This is a genomic window from Microcoleus sp. Z1_A1, from assembly GCF_036700305.1.
Classification (GTDB): domain Bacteria; phylum Cyanobacteriota; class Cyanobacteriia; order Cyanobacteriales; family Microcoleaceae; genus Microcoleus.
The window spans coordinates 145350-163534 of record NZ_JAUBOR010000008.1 but is presented as its reverse complement, the minus strand read 5'-3'; the positions used below and the strand labels follow the sequence as shown (position 1 = coordinate 163534).

Annotated in this window: 6 protein-coding genes; all 6 read left to right on the top strand. The window is 46.3% G+C overall.

What is annotated here, in order from left to right:
* The first annotated feature begins 32 nt into the window (after positions 1–32).
* The 6 genes from panP to QT973_RS07860 all read left to right on the top strand — a co-directional run bounded on the left by panP (position 33) and on the right by QT973_RS07860 (position 18153).
* Positions 33–1721, top strand: coding sequence for a pyridoxal-dependent aspartate 1-decarboxylase PanP (gene panP / locus QT973_RS07885; protein ID WP_333391077.1), 1689 nt, complete (start codon positions 33–35; stop codon positions 1719–1721).
* Positions 1708–3252, top strand: coding sequence for a condensation domain-containing protein (locus QT973_RS07880; RefSeq protein WP_333231391.1), 1545 nt, complete (start codon positions 1708–1710; stop codon positions 3250–3252). The genes panP and QT973_RS07880 overlap by 14 nt, the downstream gene beginning before the upstream one ends.
* Before the next feature lie 173 nt (positions 3253–3425).
* Positions 3426–4475 (top strand): TauD/TfdA family dioxygenase, encoded by a 1050-nt coding sequence (locus tag QT973_RS07875; protein WP_333209378.1) that lies wholly within the window; start codon positions 3426–3428, stop codon positions 4473–4475.
* A gap of 22 nt (positions 4476–4497) precedes the next feature.
* Entirely contained in the window at positions 4498–7740 is a 3243-nt protein-coding gene (locus QT973_RS07870) for an amino acid adenylation domain-containing protein (RefSeq protein ID WP_333391074.1), read from the top strand.
* A gap of 136 nt (positions 7741–7876) precedes the next feature.
* The gene (locus QT973_RS07865; protein WP_333374679.1) at positions 7877–13612 is read left to right on the top strand and encodes an amino acid adenylation domain-containing protein; all 5736 of its coding nucleotides are present in this window, start codon (positions 7877–7879) and stop codon (positions 13610–13612) included.
* A gap of 191 nt (positions 13613–13803) precedes the next feature.
* On the top strand, positions 13804–18153 hold the full coding sequence (locus QT973_RS07860) for an amino acid adenylation domain-containing protein (protein WP_333391071.1): 4350 nt from the start codon (positions 13804–13806) through the stop codon (positions 18151–18153).
* Positions 18154–18185 lie beyond the last annotated feature (32 nt).

Below are 18185 nucleotides of genomic sequence, written 5' to 3'. Positions count from 1 at the left end.
TTAACGAATTTGATATAACAGGATAAATTCGCATGAGTAAACTAACAGTAAAAGCCACAAAGTCTCAAGAGGTAATGCAGCAATTAAAAGCCTCTGTTATCCCAATTGAAGAAAAGTTAATGGAGCTATTCAGTGCCTCAGAAAAGTCATTTTTGGCAGAAGAAGCAATGGAGGAGCGAATTTCTGCCCTAGTTCAAGACTTTTTGTACGCAAAAACCGCTAGTACAGATATTGACTTAGAGTTAATTATTCAGCAGTTTAGGGAAAACAAAATTCCCGCCCTTCCTACAGATGTTGGGAATTATATCGATGATTTGACCCAAACCCTCGTTGCTCATTCCATCCACACATCTTCCCCGCGATATATCGGTCACATGACGAGTGCACTTCCCTATTTTGTGCGCCCGATCGCGAAGCTTGTAACCGCGATGAATCAAAATTTAGTCAAGATGGAAACGGCCAAAGTTTTAAGCCCCTGCGAGCGCCAGACTTTGGCAATGATGCACCGATTAATTTACGATTTTTCTGAGGATTTTTATAATCAGCACATTCAAAAAAATGATAGCACGCTCGGTATCATGGTAACGGGCGGCACCCTAGCTAATATCACCGCCCTGTGGTGCGCTCGCAACGCTTCTTTAGGGCCAAAAAATGACTTTGGTGGCATTGAAAAAGAAGGCTTGTACGCAGCTTTAGAATTTTACGGCTACAAGGGAATGGTGATAATCGGATCGAGTTTGATGCACTATTCTTTTGAAAAGGCTGCCGGTTTATTAGGCATTGGCGATCGCAATCTCCTAAAAATCCCCACCGATTCCAATCACCGGATGGATTTGGCAGCGCTGCGCCAAACTGTGGCCGAATGTCGCGATCGCAACCTGCACATTCTGGCAATTATCGGTATCGCCGGCAGCACCGATTCGGGAAGTATCGATCCGCTACCAGAAATAGCCGCGATCGCCCAATCCGCAAACGCTCACTTTCACGTCGATGCCGCGTGGGGCGGCCCCGTGCTTTTTTCCCAACGTCACCGGCACAAATTAGCAGGCATTCAACTAGCAGATTCCGTCACCATAGATGGACACAAACAAATGTATTTGCCAATGGGAATCGGCATGGTTTTATTCCGCAATCCCCAAACCGCCAAAGTTATTGAAAAAAACGCACCCTACACGGTGCGAAAAGACTCGATCGATCTAGGCAAGCGCTCTCTCGAAGGCTCTCGATCGGGTGCGAGTTTGTTCTTGCAAGCCGCCTTGAATATCATCGGCCATCAAGGCTATGAGTTTTTGATAGATGGAGGCATCCATAAAACGCAGCACTTAGCCAATTTACTTCGGAAAAATCCAGCCTTTGAATTGCTGCTAGAACCAGAAATTAATATTCTTTTATACCGCTACATTCCAGAAACATTCAGGGAAAAAGCAGCCAAAAAACAACTAACCGAAGCAGACAACCACTTCATTAATGAATTTAACGAGCGCCTTCAGGAGGCCCAGCGGCAAGCCGGTCACACCTTCGTCTCGCGAACAACCTTACAAAACACCTGTTATGGCAAAACCATTCCCATTGTTGCTTTTCGAGTCGTCCTTGCCAACCCCCTTACTACTGAAGCAGATATCAATTTTGTTTTAAATGACCAGCTAAAAATAGCAGCAAAACTTTCCTTAACTATCACAAACAGCGACCACTGCGAGGAAGTGAATTATGATGTCTACTAATCGTTCAGAACGACTAAAAAACCTCTCGCCCCAGAAGCGAGCGCTCCTCGTCAAAGCATTGGGCAAAGAGGCAGTACAGGCTGAGCAATCTAAATGTATTCCCAGGCGATCGCAGCCAAATTCTGCTCCCCTTTCTTTTGCCCAGCAACGGCTGTGGTTTCTCGATCGATTGTCTCCCGAAAACCCTGCCTACAACCTTCCGGCTGCTGTGCGGTTGCAAGGGCAATTGAATTTGTCGGCACTGCAACAAACACTCAATGAAATTGTCAGGCGTCACGAAGTTTTACGAACTGCTTTTGCAGAAATGGACGGGGAACCTGTTCAACTGATTTCTCCTTCCTTGGATTTCGCTTTGTCGGTAGTAAACTTGCGACATTTACCAGAAACTGAGCAGCAAGCTGAAATTGAGCAGCGTACTTTAGAAGAAGCCCAACGCCCCTTTGACTTAACGCGATCGCCCTTACTGCGAGGCACTTTGCTGCAACTTAGTTCGGCAGAATATGTGTTGCTGCTGACGATACACCACATTATTTCTGATGGTTGGTCTATGGGGGTATTGGTGCGAGAAGTGGCCGCACTTTATGAAGCTTTTTCCACTGACAAACCCTCTGGGCTGCCTGAACTTTCCGTGCAGTATGCCGACTTCGCCAGTTGGCAGCGGCAGCATTTCCAGGGAGAGAAATTAGAAAAACAGCTCGCTTATTGGAAACAGCAATTGGGAGGCGATTTAGCTGTGCTGTCAACAGATAAGCAGCGCTCTCCCGTGCAAACTTTCCGAGGATCGCAGCAATCTTTTGTGATTTATGCTTCTTTAACTGAGAGACTGAAAGCGCTCAACCAGCAACAAGATGTCACCCTATTTATGACGTTGTTGGCAGCATTTCAATCCTTGCTATCCTGCCAAATAAAGCAAGATAACCTCGCTATTGGCTCTCCTATTGCCAATCGCAACCGCCTTGAATTAGAGGAACTAATTGGATTTTTTGTCAATACTTTAGTGCTGCGAATTGACACGGCAGGTAATCCAACTTTCCGCGAACTACTCGATCGAACACGCGAGGTAGCGTTAGCAGCTTACGCTCACCCGGATGTTCCTTTTGAAAAGCTCGTGGAGGAATTGCAGCCGGAGCGAAATCTCAGCTATAACCCGCTGTTTCAAGTGTGGTTTGTACTCCAGAATGCACCCATGCCACCCTTGGAGTTAGCTGGTTTGACCTTGAGCATTCTGGAATCCGATGTCGGTATGTCGAGACACGACTTAAGCCTCACTCTCTGGGAGGATTCAGAAGGAATTCAAGGCTTATTTGAGTACAAAACAGACTTATTTGAGGCTGCGACTATTGCCCGAATGGTGAGAGGTTTTCAAATCCTCCTCAACCAGGTAGTCATTCAGCCAGATATCAGAATCGACGAGTTGGCAGAAATTCTTGCCGAAGCAGAAAGGCAGCACCAAATCGAGCAGCAAAAACAAATTCATCTTTCGGGAATTCAAAAATTAAAAATGGCTAAACGCAAAGTTATGAAGAGTTGAAAAGGATGGCTCATATCAATTCCGGTTGCATTAGAATGATTAAACCGCAGAGTACGCAGAGAACGCAGAGGAAGAGAACAGAGAGATGAATAGTTCCGATGCTAACGGATTTGATATCAATCTCTCAGGTTTTTTCGGGAAAAAGAGATAAATTTTTCACCAAAGCAAAAATTATGACAAATACAGAAACAAAGAATCTCAATTCCCAAAAGTTAGGATCGGTTAGGCGCAAAGCCGTCAGCCTATCCTCAGAGGAATTAGTCAAAACCGCCTACCTCCAGCCCGAAAACTTTCTACCTCTAGTGGTTCAGCCAACAGTAGAAAAATTAAATCTCGCGGGTTGGGCTGCGAACAATTGCTCATTAATTGAAACGCAGTTATGGCAGCATGGAGGAATACTTTTTCGAGGCTTTGAAGTCGGCGGGGTGAATGGTTTCGAGCAGTTTATTCAAACTCTTGCTGGCGACTTGTTGGAATATTCTTTTCGCTCGACTCCGCGTAGCCAGGTGAGCGGAAATATTTACACTTCCACCGAGTATCCTGCCGAGCAATTCATCCCCCTGCACAATGAAATGGCTTATTCTCGAAATTGGCCGCTGAAAATCGCTTTTTTCTGCGTCAAGAAAGCCGAACAGGGAGGAGAAACTCCGATCGCTAACAGCCGCAAAGTGTTTGAAAGCCTGGATTCAAATATTAGAGAAAAGTTTGCCAAAAAAAAGGTTATGTATGTGCGAAATTACGGCGGTGGCGTAGATTTACCCTGGCAAAATGTCTTCAATACTGATAGCCAAATTGAGGTAGAAGAGTATTGCAAAAAAGCCGGAATTGAGTTAGAATGGAAAAGTTGCGATGGCTTGAGAACTCGGCAAATATGTCAAGCTGTCGCTGAACACCCACACACGCAGGAAATGGTGTGGTTTAATCAAGCTCACCTCTTCCACATTTCCAATCTCGAACCCGCCGTTCGCAAAGAGCTTTTAACTTCTTTTAAAGAGGAAGATTTACCCCGCAATGCTTATTACGGCGATGGCTCGCCCATTGAAGATTTTATATTAGACGAAATTCGTCGCTGCTATCAGCAAGAAACGATTGTTTTCCCTTGGGAAGAAGGAGATGTCTTGCTGCTAGATAATATGCTAGCCGCGCACGGACGCACGCCATTCTCTGGTTCGCGTCGGGTTGTTGTCGGTATGGCAGAACCGTTTAGCTGTCAAGATATTTAGGCTTATTAAAGGAACTTTAGAAATGCAAAACGAAACAATCGAAGGGTTTAGACTCTCTCCACAGCAACGGCATCTGTGGGGGTTACAGCAAAATAATCCTAAACAAATCTATCGCGTTCGAGGTGCAATTTTAATTACCGGAAATCTCGACAAAAAGATTCTTAAAAAGGCGCTGCAAAATGTCGTAAATCGGCACGAAATCCTGCGGACTAGCTTTCACTGCTTGCCTGGGATGACACTACCCCTGCAAGCGATCGCCAGCACTGGTGAAGTTCCTATCTCGGAACACAATCTCAGCGGTTTGTCTCCCGAAGAACAAGAAGCTAAAATCGCAGCGCTTTTTCAGCAACTAAACCTGCTTCCTTTTGATTTTGAGCGCGGCCCACTTTGGCATCTCTCTTTAGTCACTCTGGCGCAAAACAAGCAGCTATTGCTGGTGAACTTCTCTGCCTTAATTGCAGATAGCGTCACCCTGAAAAATTTCACCCGCGAACTCAGTCTTTCCTACTCAGCCTGCGCGTGCGGGGAAGAGTTCTCTGATGAGTCAATGCAATATGCCGATATTGCTGAGTGGCAAAATGAGTTACTCGAATCAGAAGAAACGGCAATCGGCCAAGAATACTGGCGAAAGCTGAACCTTGAATCTTGGGATTTATTAACACTTCCTTGGGAAAAGAAGAATGGAGAAGCGGAATTTAAGCCACAAGTAGAAAGGGTGGAAATTCGCGGTGATTTGTTGAACAGCCTAGAAGCGATCGCCCCAAAGCACAAAAGCGATATTTCTGCCTTCCTGCTGACTTGCTGGCAAATTCTCATTTGGCGGCTTACCAGAGAGCAAAACCCGATAATCGGCGTAGCGATTGACGGCAGAAAATATGAAGAATTAGAACACTCTCTGGGGCTGCTGTGCAAATACTTACCCCTACGATGCCCAGTGCAAGACGAGTTAAATTTCTCACAAGTGAGGCAGCAAGTTGAGCTTAATCTCAACGAGATGTACAACTGGCAAGAATATTTTAGCAGGGAAGAAATCTTAGAAAACGAAAAAACCAGCAGCTTTTGGCCCGTCTGCTTTGACTTCCAAGCAGAGCCTAACAACGATGATAACTCAGACGTTTCATTTTCCCTTATTCGGCAAGATGCCTGCCTACAACCATTCAAAATCAAGCTCTCCTGCCTTCGCCTGTGCAATTCCCTAAGCGCTGAATTTCACTATGATTCCGCTTTATTTGCTGCGGCAGATATAAAGCGCTTGTCAGAACACTTTCAGGCGCTTTTAGAAAGCACAGTCAAAAATCCAGAAGTCGCTATCAGTCAGCTAGACATACTCAGCGATCGCGATCGGCTGCAACTTCTCATTGACTTTAACCAAACTCAAAAAGATTACCCGAAAAATAAATGCGTTCATCAGCTTTTTGAAGAACAAGCAGAACGCAACCCAGACAGCATTGCCGTCGTCTTTGAAAGTGAAAAAATCACCTACCGAGAACTCAACGATCGCGCCAATCAACTCGCCCATCACCTGCAAAACTTGGGAGTTGAACCAGAGGTCGTTGTTGGCATTTGCCTCGATCGCTCCTTAGAAACAATCGTAGGAATGCTGGGCGTACTCAAAGCCGGTGGCGCCTATTTACCGATCGATCCAACGACCCCAATAGAGCGCAAAGCGCTAATGCTAGAAGACGCTCAGGTAAAGGTTTTGCTCGTACAACAGCGGCTCATCGAAAGCTTGCCGAAAACTCAGGCAAATATTGTTTGCATCGATACAGATATTCCCACTGTTTCTGCATCTTACACGCCCCGTGTTTCTACAGACAATTTAGCTTACGTCATCTATACTTCCGGTTCCACTGGCATCCCCAAAGGAGTCGCGATCGAACACCGGCAACTGCTCAATTACCTGCACAGCATTCAAGAAAAATTAAACCTACCAGCCGATGCCAGTTTTGCTACCGCTTCCACCTTCGCCGCCGACTTAGGAAACACAGCCATTTTCCCCGCCCTTTGTTTCGGCGGTTGCCTGCATATTATCTCCCAACAACGCGCCACCGATCCAGAGGCACTGGGTGAATATTTCTGCCGCAATTCCATCGACTGCCTCAAAATAGTTCCCTCTCACCTAGCCGCCCTTTTAAATTCCTCTCAACCCCAGTCAATTTTGCCTGGTAAACGGCTTATTTTAGGAGGTGAATCGGCCAATTGGAGCTTAATTAAAACACTTCGCAATCTGGCTCCCAGTTGCTCAGTATTCAATCACTACGGGCCAACAGAAACAACTGTAGGTGTCCTGACTTATCAAGTCGAATTTGATAAAATTGGGTGCGATTTTGACACAGTTCCCCTCGGTCTTCCGATTGCCAACACTCAGATTTATATCTTGGATTCTTACTTGCAACCAGTGCCGATCGGCGTAGCTGGTGAACTGTACATCGGCGGTGAGAATTTGGGACGCGGATATCTTAACCGCCCTGAATTAACCGCAGAAAAATTTATTCGCAATCCATTTGACACGCAAGCAAAGACGCGACTGTACAAAACCGGCGACTTGGCTCGCTATTTGCCAGACGGAAACATCGAATTTATCGGGCGAATTGACGGCCAAGTAAAAATTCGCGGTTTCCGCATTGAATTGGGAGAAATTGAGGCGGTGCTGGGGCAACATCCAGATATCGCGCAGGCTGTAGTGGTGGCGCGGGAAGATGCGCCTGGTGAAAAGCGCCTCGCGGCTTATTTGATTTCTAATCAGAAACAAGCACCTACCCACAAGGAATTTCGCAATTTTTTAACGTCAAAATTGCCGGAGTACATGGTGCCTTCTGCTTTTGTAACGCTCAAAAGTTTGCCTTTAACTTCTAACGGAAAGATAGATCGGCGATCGCTGCCCGCACCTGATGAAATGCGATCGGAGTTGACAGAAAACTTTGTGGCGCCTCGTACAAATATCGAGGAAGTTTTAGCCGCTATCTGGGCTGAAGTTCTCAAAATTGAAAAAGTCGGCATTTACGACAACTTTTTTGAATTAGGAGGGCATTCCTTATTAGCAACTCAAGTAATTTCCAGAGTGCGCCAAGCATTTCAGGTCGAGTTGCCTTTGCACCGTTTATTTGAGTCGGCCACTGTCGCCGATTTTGCAGTAGCGATCGCGCAAAAGCAAGTCGAACAAAGCGACAGTGAAATGCTAGCTCAAGTTTTAGCAGACCTCGATCAACTGTCAGAAACCGAAATACAGGAAATTCTCGCCCAACAAGGAGTCAATCGATTTTAGATTTTAGATTTTAGATTTTAGATTGACTTGCGCGAGATAAATGCGGGGGCTTGAGGATTTGAGATTTGAGATTTGGGATTGATTCCACGCATAAATCCGGGGCATTGTACCACCTTTGAAATTCGCTTGTCAGAAAATGAGTGATTTAATCGAACGCATCGCGGCTCTTTCTCCCCAAAAGCGCGAGTTGCTGTTGCAGCGACTCAACCAGAAAAAAGAAAGCGTTTCGCTAGAAAAAATTCTGCCTCAAAGTCGAGAGTCTAACACTTTTCCTCTGTCGTTTGCTCAACAGCGATTGTGGTTTTTTGAGCAACTAAATCCCGGCAACTTTACCTATCACATCCTCGCCGCCGTGCGTTTGACGGGAACACTTGACGCGACATCTCTCGATCGCAGTCTCAACGAACTTGTCAAGCGTCATGAAGTTTTGCGAACGGCTTTTAAGACAATAAACGGCCAACCCGTTCAGGCGATCGCTTCCAATCTGGAATTGCAAATTTTAGAAATAGATTTGCGATCGCTTCCTGAAACTGAACGATCGCGCGAAGTTGAACGGTTAATCGCCGCAGAAGCAAAGCTTGCTTTCGATCTCTCACAAGCACCCTTATTGCGTGCCAAATTGCTGCACTTGAGCGATTCCAACTGGGTGCTGCTATTGAGTACGCACCACATCATTTTCGATGCCTGGTCAATGGGAATATTCATCCAGGAACTCGCCACGTTTTATCAAGCCTTTTGCACTGGCAAACCTTCTCCCCTTCCCGAACTGTCGGTACAGTACGCAGACTTTGCAAGTTGGCAGCGCCAGTGGTTGCAGGGAGAAGTTTTAGAGACGCAGCTTGCTTACTGGAAAAAACAGCTCGGAGGGAATCTCCCGGTACTAAATTTGCCAACCGATCGCCCGCGATCGGCAGTACAAACCTTCCGAGGTGCGGTGCATAAATTCACCATTCCCAAGGCGATCGCAGAGGAAATGACTCTATTAAGCCAGCGGGAAAAAGCGACTTTATTTATGACGCTACTGGCAGCGTTTAAAACATTGATCTATCGCTACACCGGGCAAGAAGATATTTTAGTCGGCTCCCCCATTGCTAACCGCAACCGACGCGAAATCGAGGAATTAATTGGCTTATTTGCTAACACCTTAGTTTTCCGCACCAATCTGTCGAGCAACCCGACTTTTAAAGACTTACTGGGCCGCGTGCGAGAAGTAGCTCTCGGCGCATATAACCACCAGGATTTGCCCTTCGAGAAACTGGTAGAAATTATACACCACGAACGAGATTTAAGTCATAATCCCCTATTTCAGGTGTTGTTTTCTCTGCGAAATGTTCGGACGCCGCAGATAAAATTGCCAGGATTGACGTTGAGCAGTTTGGAAATAGAACGGAAAACGGCGAGATTTGATTTAGCGCTTGACTTGGAGGAAGGATTAGAGGGTATTAATGCAACGCTTGAGTATAGCCAAGATTTGTTTGATGCTAGCACTGCACGACGGATAGCCGGACATTTTCTAACCTTACTAGAAAGTATAGCTGCCAATCCCGAACAGCGCATTTCACATTTGCCAATCTTGACGAAACCTGAACAGCAGCAACTGCTGTTCGAGTGGAACAATACTCAATCGAATTTTCCGCAAGATAAGTGCATACATGAACTATTTGAAGCGCAGACAGAGCGGACGCCGGATGCGATCGCAGTCGTCTTTGAAAATGAACATCTGACTTACCGGGAACTGAACGAAAAAGCAAATAACCTCGCCAGTTACTTGCAAAAAATCGGTGTCAAACCAGAAGTTTTGGTGGGAATTTATGTCGATCGCTCCCTAGAAATGATGGTAGGGCTTCTCGGCATTCTCAAGGCTGGTGGCGCTTACGTTCCCCTCGATCCAGCGTATCCACCAGAGCGCCTGGGATTCATGCTGGAAGACGCGAAAATTTCAGTGTTACTCACTCAGAAAAAGCTATTAGAAACCCTGCCCAAAAATAGCGCCTCCCTCGTGTTTCTGGACGCAGATTTGGAAGGCATATCGAGCGGCGACGAGCCACTCGTGGGTTTACAAAATTCCTCCAATTTAGCCTATGTCATCTATACTTCAGGCTCAACAGGTAAACCCAAAGGAGTGCAAATTTCCCACGCCTCTGCCGTTAACTTCTTGAGTTCTATGCGCCAACAACTCGCGATCGCAGACGGCGATGTTTGGCTAGCAGTAACATCCTTATCTTTTGACATTGCAGCGCTGGAACTGTTCCTGCCTATTACAACAGGTTCTCGCGTTGTTGTAGCCAGCCGAGAAGTGGCATCTAACGGCGAAAAGCTTTTAGAAACATTAACAAATTCTGGCGCAAGCATTATGCAAGCTACTCCAGCCAGTTGGAAAATGCTTTTAGCAGCAGGATGGCAGGGAAACAATCAATTAAAAATACTGTGCGGGGGAGAAGCTTTACCCCGACATCTCGCCAATCAGTTGCTTTTGCGCGGCGCTTCTGTGTGGAATTTATACGGCCCTACAGAAACCACGATCTGGTCAACTCTCTATCAGGTCGATCGCAAAGATGAATCAGTTTCCATCGGTCGCCCGATCGCTAACACTCAAATTTTCATATTAGACCGCTATTTAATGCCGGTTCCCGTTGGCGTTTTTGGCGAACTGCACATCGGCGGTGCCGGCTTATCTAGAGGCTACCTAAACCGACCGGAACTGACCGCAGAGAAGTTTATTCCTAACCCCTTTGCAGAAGACCCAACTCATGCTTCATTCATCCTTAATTCTTCATCGTTTATTCTTTCAGAACGCCTCTATAAAACCGGGGACTTGGCTCGCTATCTCCCAGATGGAAACATTGAATTTATGGGGCGCAGCGACAACCAGGTGAAAGTTCGCGGATTTCGCATCGAATTAGGCGAAATTGAAGCGGTACTCAGCCAATACCCAGCCGTGCGAGAAGCGATCGCACTGGTTCGAGAAGACAATCCGGGCGACCAGCGTTTAGTAGCTTATATCGTTGCTAACTCAGCACTCAAAACTCAAGACTCAGAACTTATTAATGATTTGCGCTCTTACCTGAAACAAAAACTGCCGCAGTACATGATGCCGTCAGCGTTTGTGCTGCTGGAAGCAATGCCTTTAACGCCTAACGGAAAGATCGATCGGCGATCGCTAAGAGCACCTGACACAAACACAGCCGAATTAGAGAGCAATTTTACCGAGCCTCGAACTCCCGACGAGCAATTAATAGCAGAAATTTGGGCGGAAGTTCTCGGTTTAGAGCGAGTGGGAATTCACGATAACTTCTTTGAATTGGGAGGTCATTCATTGCTGGCTACTCAGGCGATTTCTCGCCTGCGAGAAGCTTTTCAAATTGAAGTACCCTTGCGCTCTCTTTTTGAATCGCCTACCGTCGCAACAGTCACCGAAAGCCTCTTGCAATATCGCGCCGATCAAAAACTGAAAGCACCCCCCATCAAGCCTGCGTCAAGGCAGGAAGAATTACCCCTTTCTTTTGCACAACAACGACTGTGGTTTCTCGACCAATTGCAGCCCGGGAATCCTGCCTATAATATCCCAGCAGCCGTGCGCTTGAAGGGGGCGCTCAATGTAGCGGTTCTAGAGCAAACTTTTCAGGAGATTATCAAGCGACACGAAGCATTGCGGACAACTTTTAATTCGGTGGAAGGACGACCCGCTCAGGTTATTATTTCATCTTTAAATTTCACATTGCCGATCGTAAACTTAAGAGAGTTATCGCAAGCTGAACGAGAAGCCGAGGCAATGCGACTCGCCGCTGAAGAAGCGCGACAGCCTTTTGACCTCACAAAATGGCCGTTACTGCGCGTCACATTGTTACATCTTGACGAGACAGAATACCTGCTGTTAGTGACAGTACACCACATCGTAGCTGATGGCTGGTCGATGGGGGTACTGGTGCGGGAAGTGGCGGCGCTTTATGAAGCTTTCTGCAGTGGCAAACCTTCTCCCCTACCCGAACTTTCTGTACAGTACGCAGACTATGCTGTTTGGCAAATAAACTGGCTGCAAGGCGAAGTTTTGGAAGCAAAACTCGCTGACTGGAAGCAGCAGTTGGGTCAAAATTTGCCCCCGCTGCAATTGCCAGCAAAACAACCGCGTTCTGCTGTTTCTAGCGATCGAGCTGAGATTCAAGAATTCCAGCTTGATTGGCAAGTTTCAGAAGCGCTAAACGCACTTAGTCGGCAACAAAATGTCACCTTATTTATGACGTTGTTGGCAGCACTTCAAACGCTGCTTTATCGCTACACAAATCAAGAAGATATTGTCGTCGGTACTGACCTGGCAAACCGCACACAAGTTGAGACTGAAGCTTTAATTGGTTTCTTTGTCAATATCCTCGTCTTGCGAACCGATATGCGCGGCAATCCTACATTTCGCCAACTGCTCGATCGCGTGCGCGAAGTGACATTAAAAGCTTACACTCACCAAGATTTGCCCTTCGACAAACTGGTAGAAGAACTGCGTCCCGATCGCACCCTGAGTCAAACACCGCTCTTTCAAGTTTTATTCGTCATGCAAAATGCGCCTATGCCGAATTTAGAAATGGCGGGTTTAACTTTAATCCCGGTTGAAATTGATAGCGGCACGGCTAAATTTGATTTGGCGCTATTTGTGTCGGAAACAAAGACAGGAATTGTCGGCAGTTGGAAGTATAATTCCGACCTATTTGACAGAGAGACGATCGCTCAAATGTCAAATCGCTTTGAAACCCTCCTCGGCAGCATTGTGGCGCAGCCTGACAGTCGTTTGAACACTTTAGAAATACTCACAGAAGCCCAGAAGCAGAAACAAGCCATGCAAGAATTAAAGCGTGAAAAAAGCAATTTTAGTAAGTTCAAAAGCGTCAAGCCGAAGCCAGTGGCTTTGCCGCAAGGCGAATTGATAAAAACCGAGTACCTGCACCCCGACGAACTCTTTCCTTTAGTGGCAAAACCCGCAGTAGCCGATGTCGATCTCGCAGACTGGGCGAAAAATAACCGCGAATTTATAGAAGCAAAATTGCTACAGCATGGAGGGATTCTTTTTCGAGGGTTCACCGGCCCTGTGGTTTCCGCATTCGAGCAGTTTGCACTCTCAATTTGTTCGGAATTATTTGGGGAGTACGGGGATTTGCCACGCGAAGGAGTTAGCGGAAAAGTTTACGGTTCAACTCCTTACCCAGCAGATAAAGCTATCTTATTTCACAGCGAGAGTTCGCACCTGCACCGCTGGCCGATGAAAATCTGGTTTTTCTGCGTTCAGCCAGCGCAACAAGGCGGAGAAACGCCGATTGTTGACTGCCGTAAAATTTACCAGTTGCTAGACCCGAAACTCAGAGAAAAATTTGCCCAAAAGCAAATTATGTACGTCCGTAACTACACAGACGGACTGGATGTAAGCTGGAAAGATTTTTTCCAAACAGAAGACAAATCTGTGGTTGAGGAATACTGCCGACAAGCTGGGATGGAATTTGAGTGGAAAGCAGGAAATAATTTGAGAACTCGCAAAATTCGCCCTGCAATTGCCAAGCACCCAAAAACCAAAGAAATGGTATTTTTCAATCAACTTCCCTTGCACCACATTTCCTGCTTAGATGCGGCAACCCGCGCTTCCTTGCTCTCTGTTTTTGGAGAAGAGAACCTCCCCCGCAATGTTTATTACGGTGACGGCACTCCTATTGAAGACTCAGTAATGGAAGAAATTCAGGCAGTGTACGCGCAAGCTGCTGTTAGTTTTCCCTGGCAAGCAGGAGACATCTTAATGCTAGATAATATGCTTGCCGCTCACAGTCGCAATCCATTTATCGGTTCGCGAAAAATTGTTGTAGCGATGGGCGAAATGATTCCTGAATCAGGAATTTAATTCCCTCTCATATCATGTCCGGTCGATTAGCCTGATTCCTGTAGGGGCGGGTTCACCAACAATATCTGCCAATAATTGACAATCTCAAAAACCCGCCCGGCCGGGATATTATGGTCAATCGATCGGGCATAATATCATCTCTTCCAGGCAAATGTAACGAGAATAAAGTAGTGCTTTGATAAAGAGGAACAATGCAAACAATTAATGGATTTCGCCTTTCACCCCAGCAAAAATATCTGTGGCTTTTGCAGCAAGACAGCCCTGCTTACCGCATTCAATCCGCTATTTCGATCGAGGGAAGTCTTCAAACTGATAACCTCAAGAAAGCTTTAGAAAAAGTTAGCGATCGCCACGAAATTATCCGCACAAGCTTTCAGGGAAAGGCAGGGCTAAAAATTCCTATACAAGTTATCTCCGAACATAGCTCTGTTTCGTGGAACTGGGTTAACTTGAGTGAAGTAAATCCCCAGGAGCAAGAAGCCAAAATAGAAGAGATTTTTCAGCAAGAAAAGAGCGCTTTCTTCAAATTCGATCGCAATCCTGTTTGGCACTTGTCTTTAATTACACTTTCATCTGAAAGGCACATTTTACTGGTTAGTTTGCCCGCACTGTGCGCCGATAGTCGCACACTAAAAAATCTGGTTCAAGAAATCAGCCAGTGCTATGCCGCCTGCCTTCACGGCGAAGAAATTACCGATGAAGTTGTGCAATACATTCAATTTTCCGAATGGCAAAATGAATTGCTCGAAGATGAGGAAGCGGCGGAGGGCAAAGAATACTGGACTAGACAAGATTTATCGGCGCTAGCGAGTTTAAGGTTGCCGTTTGAAAATAGATTAATTAACGCGCCATCTCAATTTACTCCCCAAGCTTTTGAGGTCAAATTAGAGTCAGCTTTGCTGGTTCAAGTGGAAGATATCGCCCGCCAGTACAACACCTCACTTTCTACATTCTTGCTCGCTTGCTGGAAAATTTTGCTCTGGCGACTGATTGGCCAATCAGAGCTCACTGTTGGCGTGGCATTCGACGGTCGAAAATACGAAGAACTAGAGCCAGCGCTTGGGCTGTTTGCCAAATTTTTACCGCTGTCGAGCCAACTAACAGAAAACTTTTCCTTCGCGGAAACCTTGCACCAAATTCAGCAGGAAGAATGCGAGGCATACAAGTATCAAGAATATTTCTCCCACGAATATCTAGGCAACTCTTCCGGCTTTCCATTTGGTTTCGAGTTTGAGGAACACCTCAAAAAGCATTCGGCTAGTGGCGTATTTTTTTCGATTTACAAGCAGTATGCGTGCTGCGATCGCTTCAAAGTTAAACTCTCTTGCCACCGCCAAAATGACTCGCTCGCCGCTGAGTTTCACTACGATCCTATCTTCCTTGCAGACAACAGTATCCGGTGCTTGGCCGAGCAATTTTACGCCTTAGTGCAAAGTGTAGCCAGCAACCCACAAACCGCAATCGGCAAGCTCGAAATGCTGAGCGATCGCGCCCGAAATCAATTATTACTAGAATTCAACAGCACCAAAGCAGATTACCAGCTCAATAAGTGCGTGCACCAGCTTTTTGAAGAACAAGCAGAGCGATCGCCCAACAGTATAGCTGCTGTTTGTGAAAATCAGCAAATTACCTACAGCGAACTCAACGCCCGCGCTAACCAAATTGCCCATTACTTGCAACAATTAGGTGTCAAGCCAGAGGTGATTGTCGGCATTTGCGTCGATCGCTCTTTAGAGGCTATCGCTGGAATTCTAGGCATCCTCAAAGCAGGTGGCGCCTACCTACCGCTCGATTCAGCCATGCCCAAAGAGCGCCTAGCATTGATGTTGCAAAACGCTCAGACTCCAGTGCTGTTAACGCAACAGCATCTAATCACAAATTTGCCGGAAACTCAGGCACAGATCGTCTGCTTAGATACAGACATTCTCTCTTTTTCTCCTACTACTTTCGTCTCTGCTTCTGGTGAAAATTTAGCTTACATTATCTATACCTCCGGTTCCACCGGCACACCCAAAGGAGTCGCTATTGAACACCGCCAACTGCTCAATTACCTGCACGGCATTCAAGAAAGATTAAACCTGCCATCAGGTGCAAATTATGCCACCGTTTCCACCTTCGCAGCAGACTTAGGACACACTGTTATTTTTCCCGCTTTGTGTTCGGGTGGATGCCTGCACATTATCTCTCAAGAACGCGCAACAGATCCTCAAGCAATTGCGGCTTATTTTCAGCAACATTCTATCGATTGTTTGAAAATTGTTCCCTCTCACTTAAAAGCTTTGTTGAGCGCTTCTAACCCCGCGCAAATCTTACCGAAAAAGCGATTAATTCTCGGCGGTGAGCCTTTGATGTGGAATTTAATTGAAACAATTCAGAAATACAATCCAGACTGCTCGATCTTCAACCATTACGGGCCGACAGAAACAACTGTAGGCGTGCTGACTTATCAGGTAAAAATGCAAGGCGATCGCATTTCCCAGACAGTTCCTTTAGGTCGCCCACTACCCAACACGCAGATTTATTTGCTCGATTCGCACTTGCAGCCGGTTCCTGTAGGGGTAGCCGGTGAATTATATATTGCTGGTGCGGGATTGGCTCGCGGCTATCTAAACCAACCAGAACTCACCGCAGAAAAATTTATTTGCAAGTCATTGAATCAGGAACCGGAAACTCGACTTTACAAAACTGGCGACTTAGCTCGCTATTTGCCAGACGGAAATATAGAATTTATCGATCGCGTCGATCGCCAAGTAAAGCTGCGAGGTTTCCGCATTGAATTAGGAGAAATTGAGGCGGGGCTGTCTCATCATCCCTCTGTACGCGAGGCAGCCGTTTTACTTCAAGAAAATGAACCGGGAAATCAGCGTTTAGTCGCCTATATTGTTTCTCACTCAAAACCCAGCATTCAGGACTCACAACTAATTGAAAGCCTGCGTTCATTCCTCAAAGAACAACTGCCCGAATACATGATACCTTCTGCTTTTGTGGTTCTGAAAGCGCTGCCACTGACTCCCAATGGCAAAATAGACCGTCAAGCGCTTCCTGCACCGTCCGTAGCAGCCAATTTTACAGATACGTTTGTAGGCCCTCGCACTCCCGCTGAGGAGATTCTTGCCGAAATTTGGAGCCAGCTTCTCAACCTTAAACAGGTAGGAATTCACGACAATTTCTTTGACTTGGGGGGACACTCATTACTGATTACTCAGTTGTTAGCCAAAGTGCGAGAATGTTTTCAGGTGGAATTGCCTTTGCGCGTTTTGTTTGAAGCTCCTACTGTAGCTGGTTTAGCTGAAAAAATCGAAATGCAGCAAGGGGGCAACACAGCGGGCGATCGCACTGCAAGTTTCGATATTAATGCTGAAGTTGTTTTAGATCCGGCAATTCGCCCTGCAACTCCATTGAGCGAGCCAAAAACTGAACCAGCTTGCATTCTCTTAACAGGGGCGACGGGCTTTTTGGGAGCCTTTTTACTCCGCGATCTCTTGCAACAAACTCAAGCAGAAATTTATTGCCTAGTCCGTTCTGCCGATGCAGAATCAGCTAAAAAGCGGATTCAAAGCAGCCTCGAATCCTATTTAATTTGGGATGAAAGCAGCAGCGATCGCATTATCCCAATTGCTGGAGATCTGTCTCAATCACTTTTGGGGCTTTCCGAGGAGCAGTTCGGAGTTTTAGCCAGTAAAATTGATGTCATTTACCACAATGGCGCGTTTGTCAAGTTTACTTATCCCTACTCTGTTCTCAAACCGGCTAACGTTTTGGGGACGCAGGAAGTTCTGAGATTGGCGAGTCAAAGTAAGCTAAAACCAGTCCATTTAATTTCTACTATTTCCGTTTTTTCGGCAAAGGGAGAATCTGGGATTAAGCACGTGCGAGAGGAGGACGAACTCACTCCGGGAGAGGGTCTCAAAGGCGCTTACACTCAGACTAAGTGGGTGGCAGAAAAGTTAGTAGAGGTCGCGCGCGATCGCGGCATTCCTGTTACCATTTACAGGCCAGGTCGCATTTCTGGGGACAGCCAAACAGGGGCCTGCAATCCCAGTGATTTACTGTACAGGTTAATCGCTGGTTGCGTGCAACTTGGATGTGCACCCGATGACGATAAGCTGATGAATGTAGCGCCTGTTGACTATGTGAGCGGAGCGATCGTTCATCTTTCGAGCCAAAAAGAATTGCTCGGAAAGACGTTTCATTTAGTCAACCCTCAGTCTTTTCAAATGAGTGAATTGCTGGGCTGGATTTGCTCAATGGGTTATCCAATCAAACGAGTTTCTTCTGAGACTTGGCAAGCAGAAATTGTAAATCGCGCTGGAAATTCTCCCGCTCATGCTTTGTACCCGCTTGTCGGTCTTTTTTCCGAAAAAGTTTCTGATGCAGACATGGCTAAATCTGCGACGCTGCAATTTGATTGCCAGAATGCGTTGAAGGGACTTTCTGGAACGGACATTATCTGCCCGCAAGCGGATGCGAGTTTGTTTCGGACTTATTTTTCCTATCTTGTCGATCGCCAGTTAATAGAGGCTCCCAAACATCTGGTCTAAAAATGTAGAGGCGCGAGCGATCGCGTTTCTAC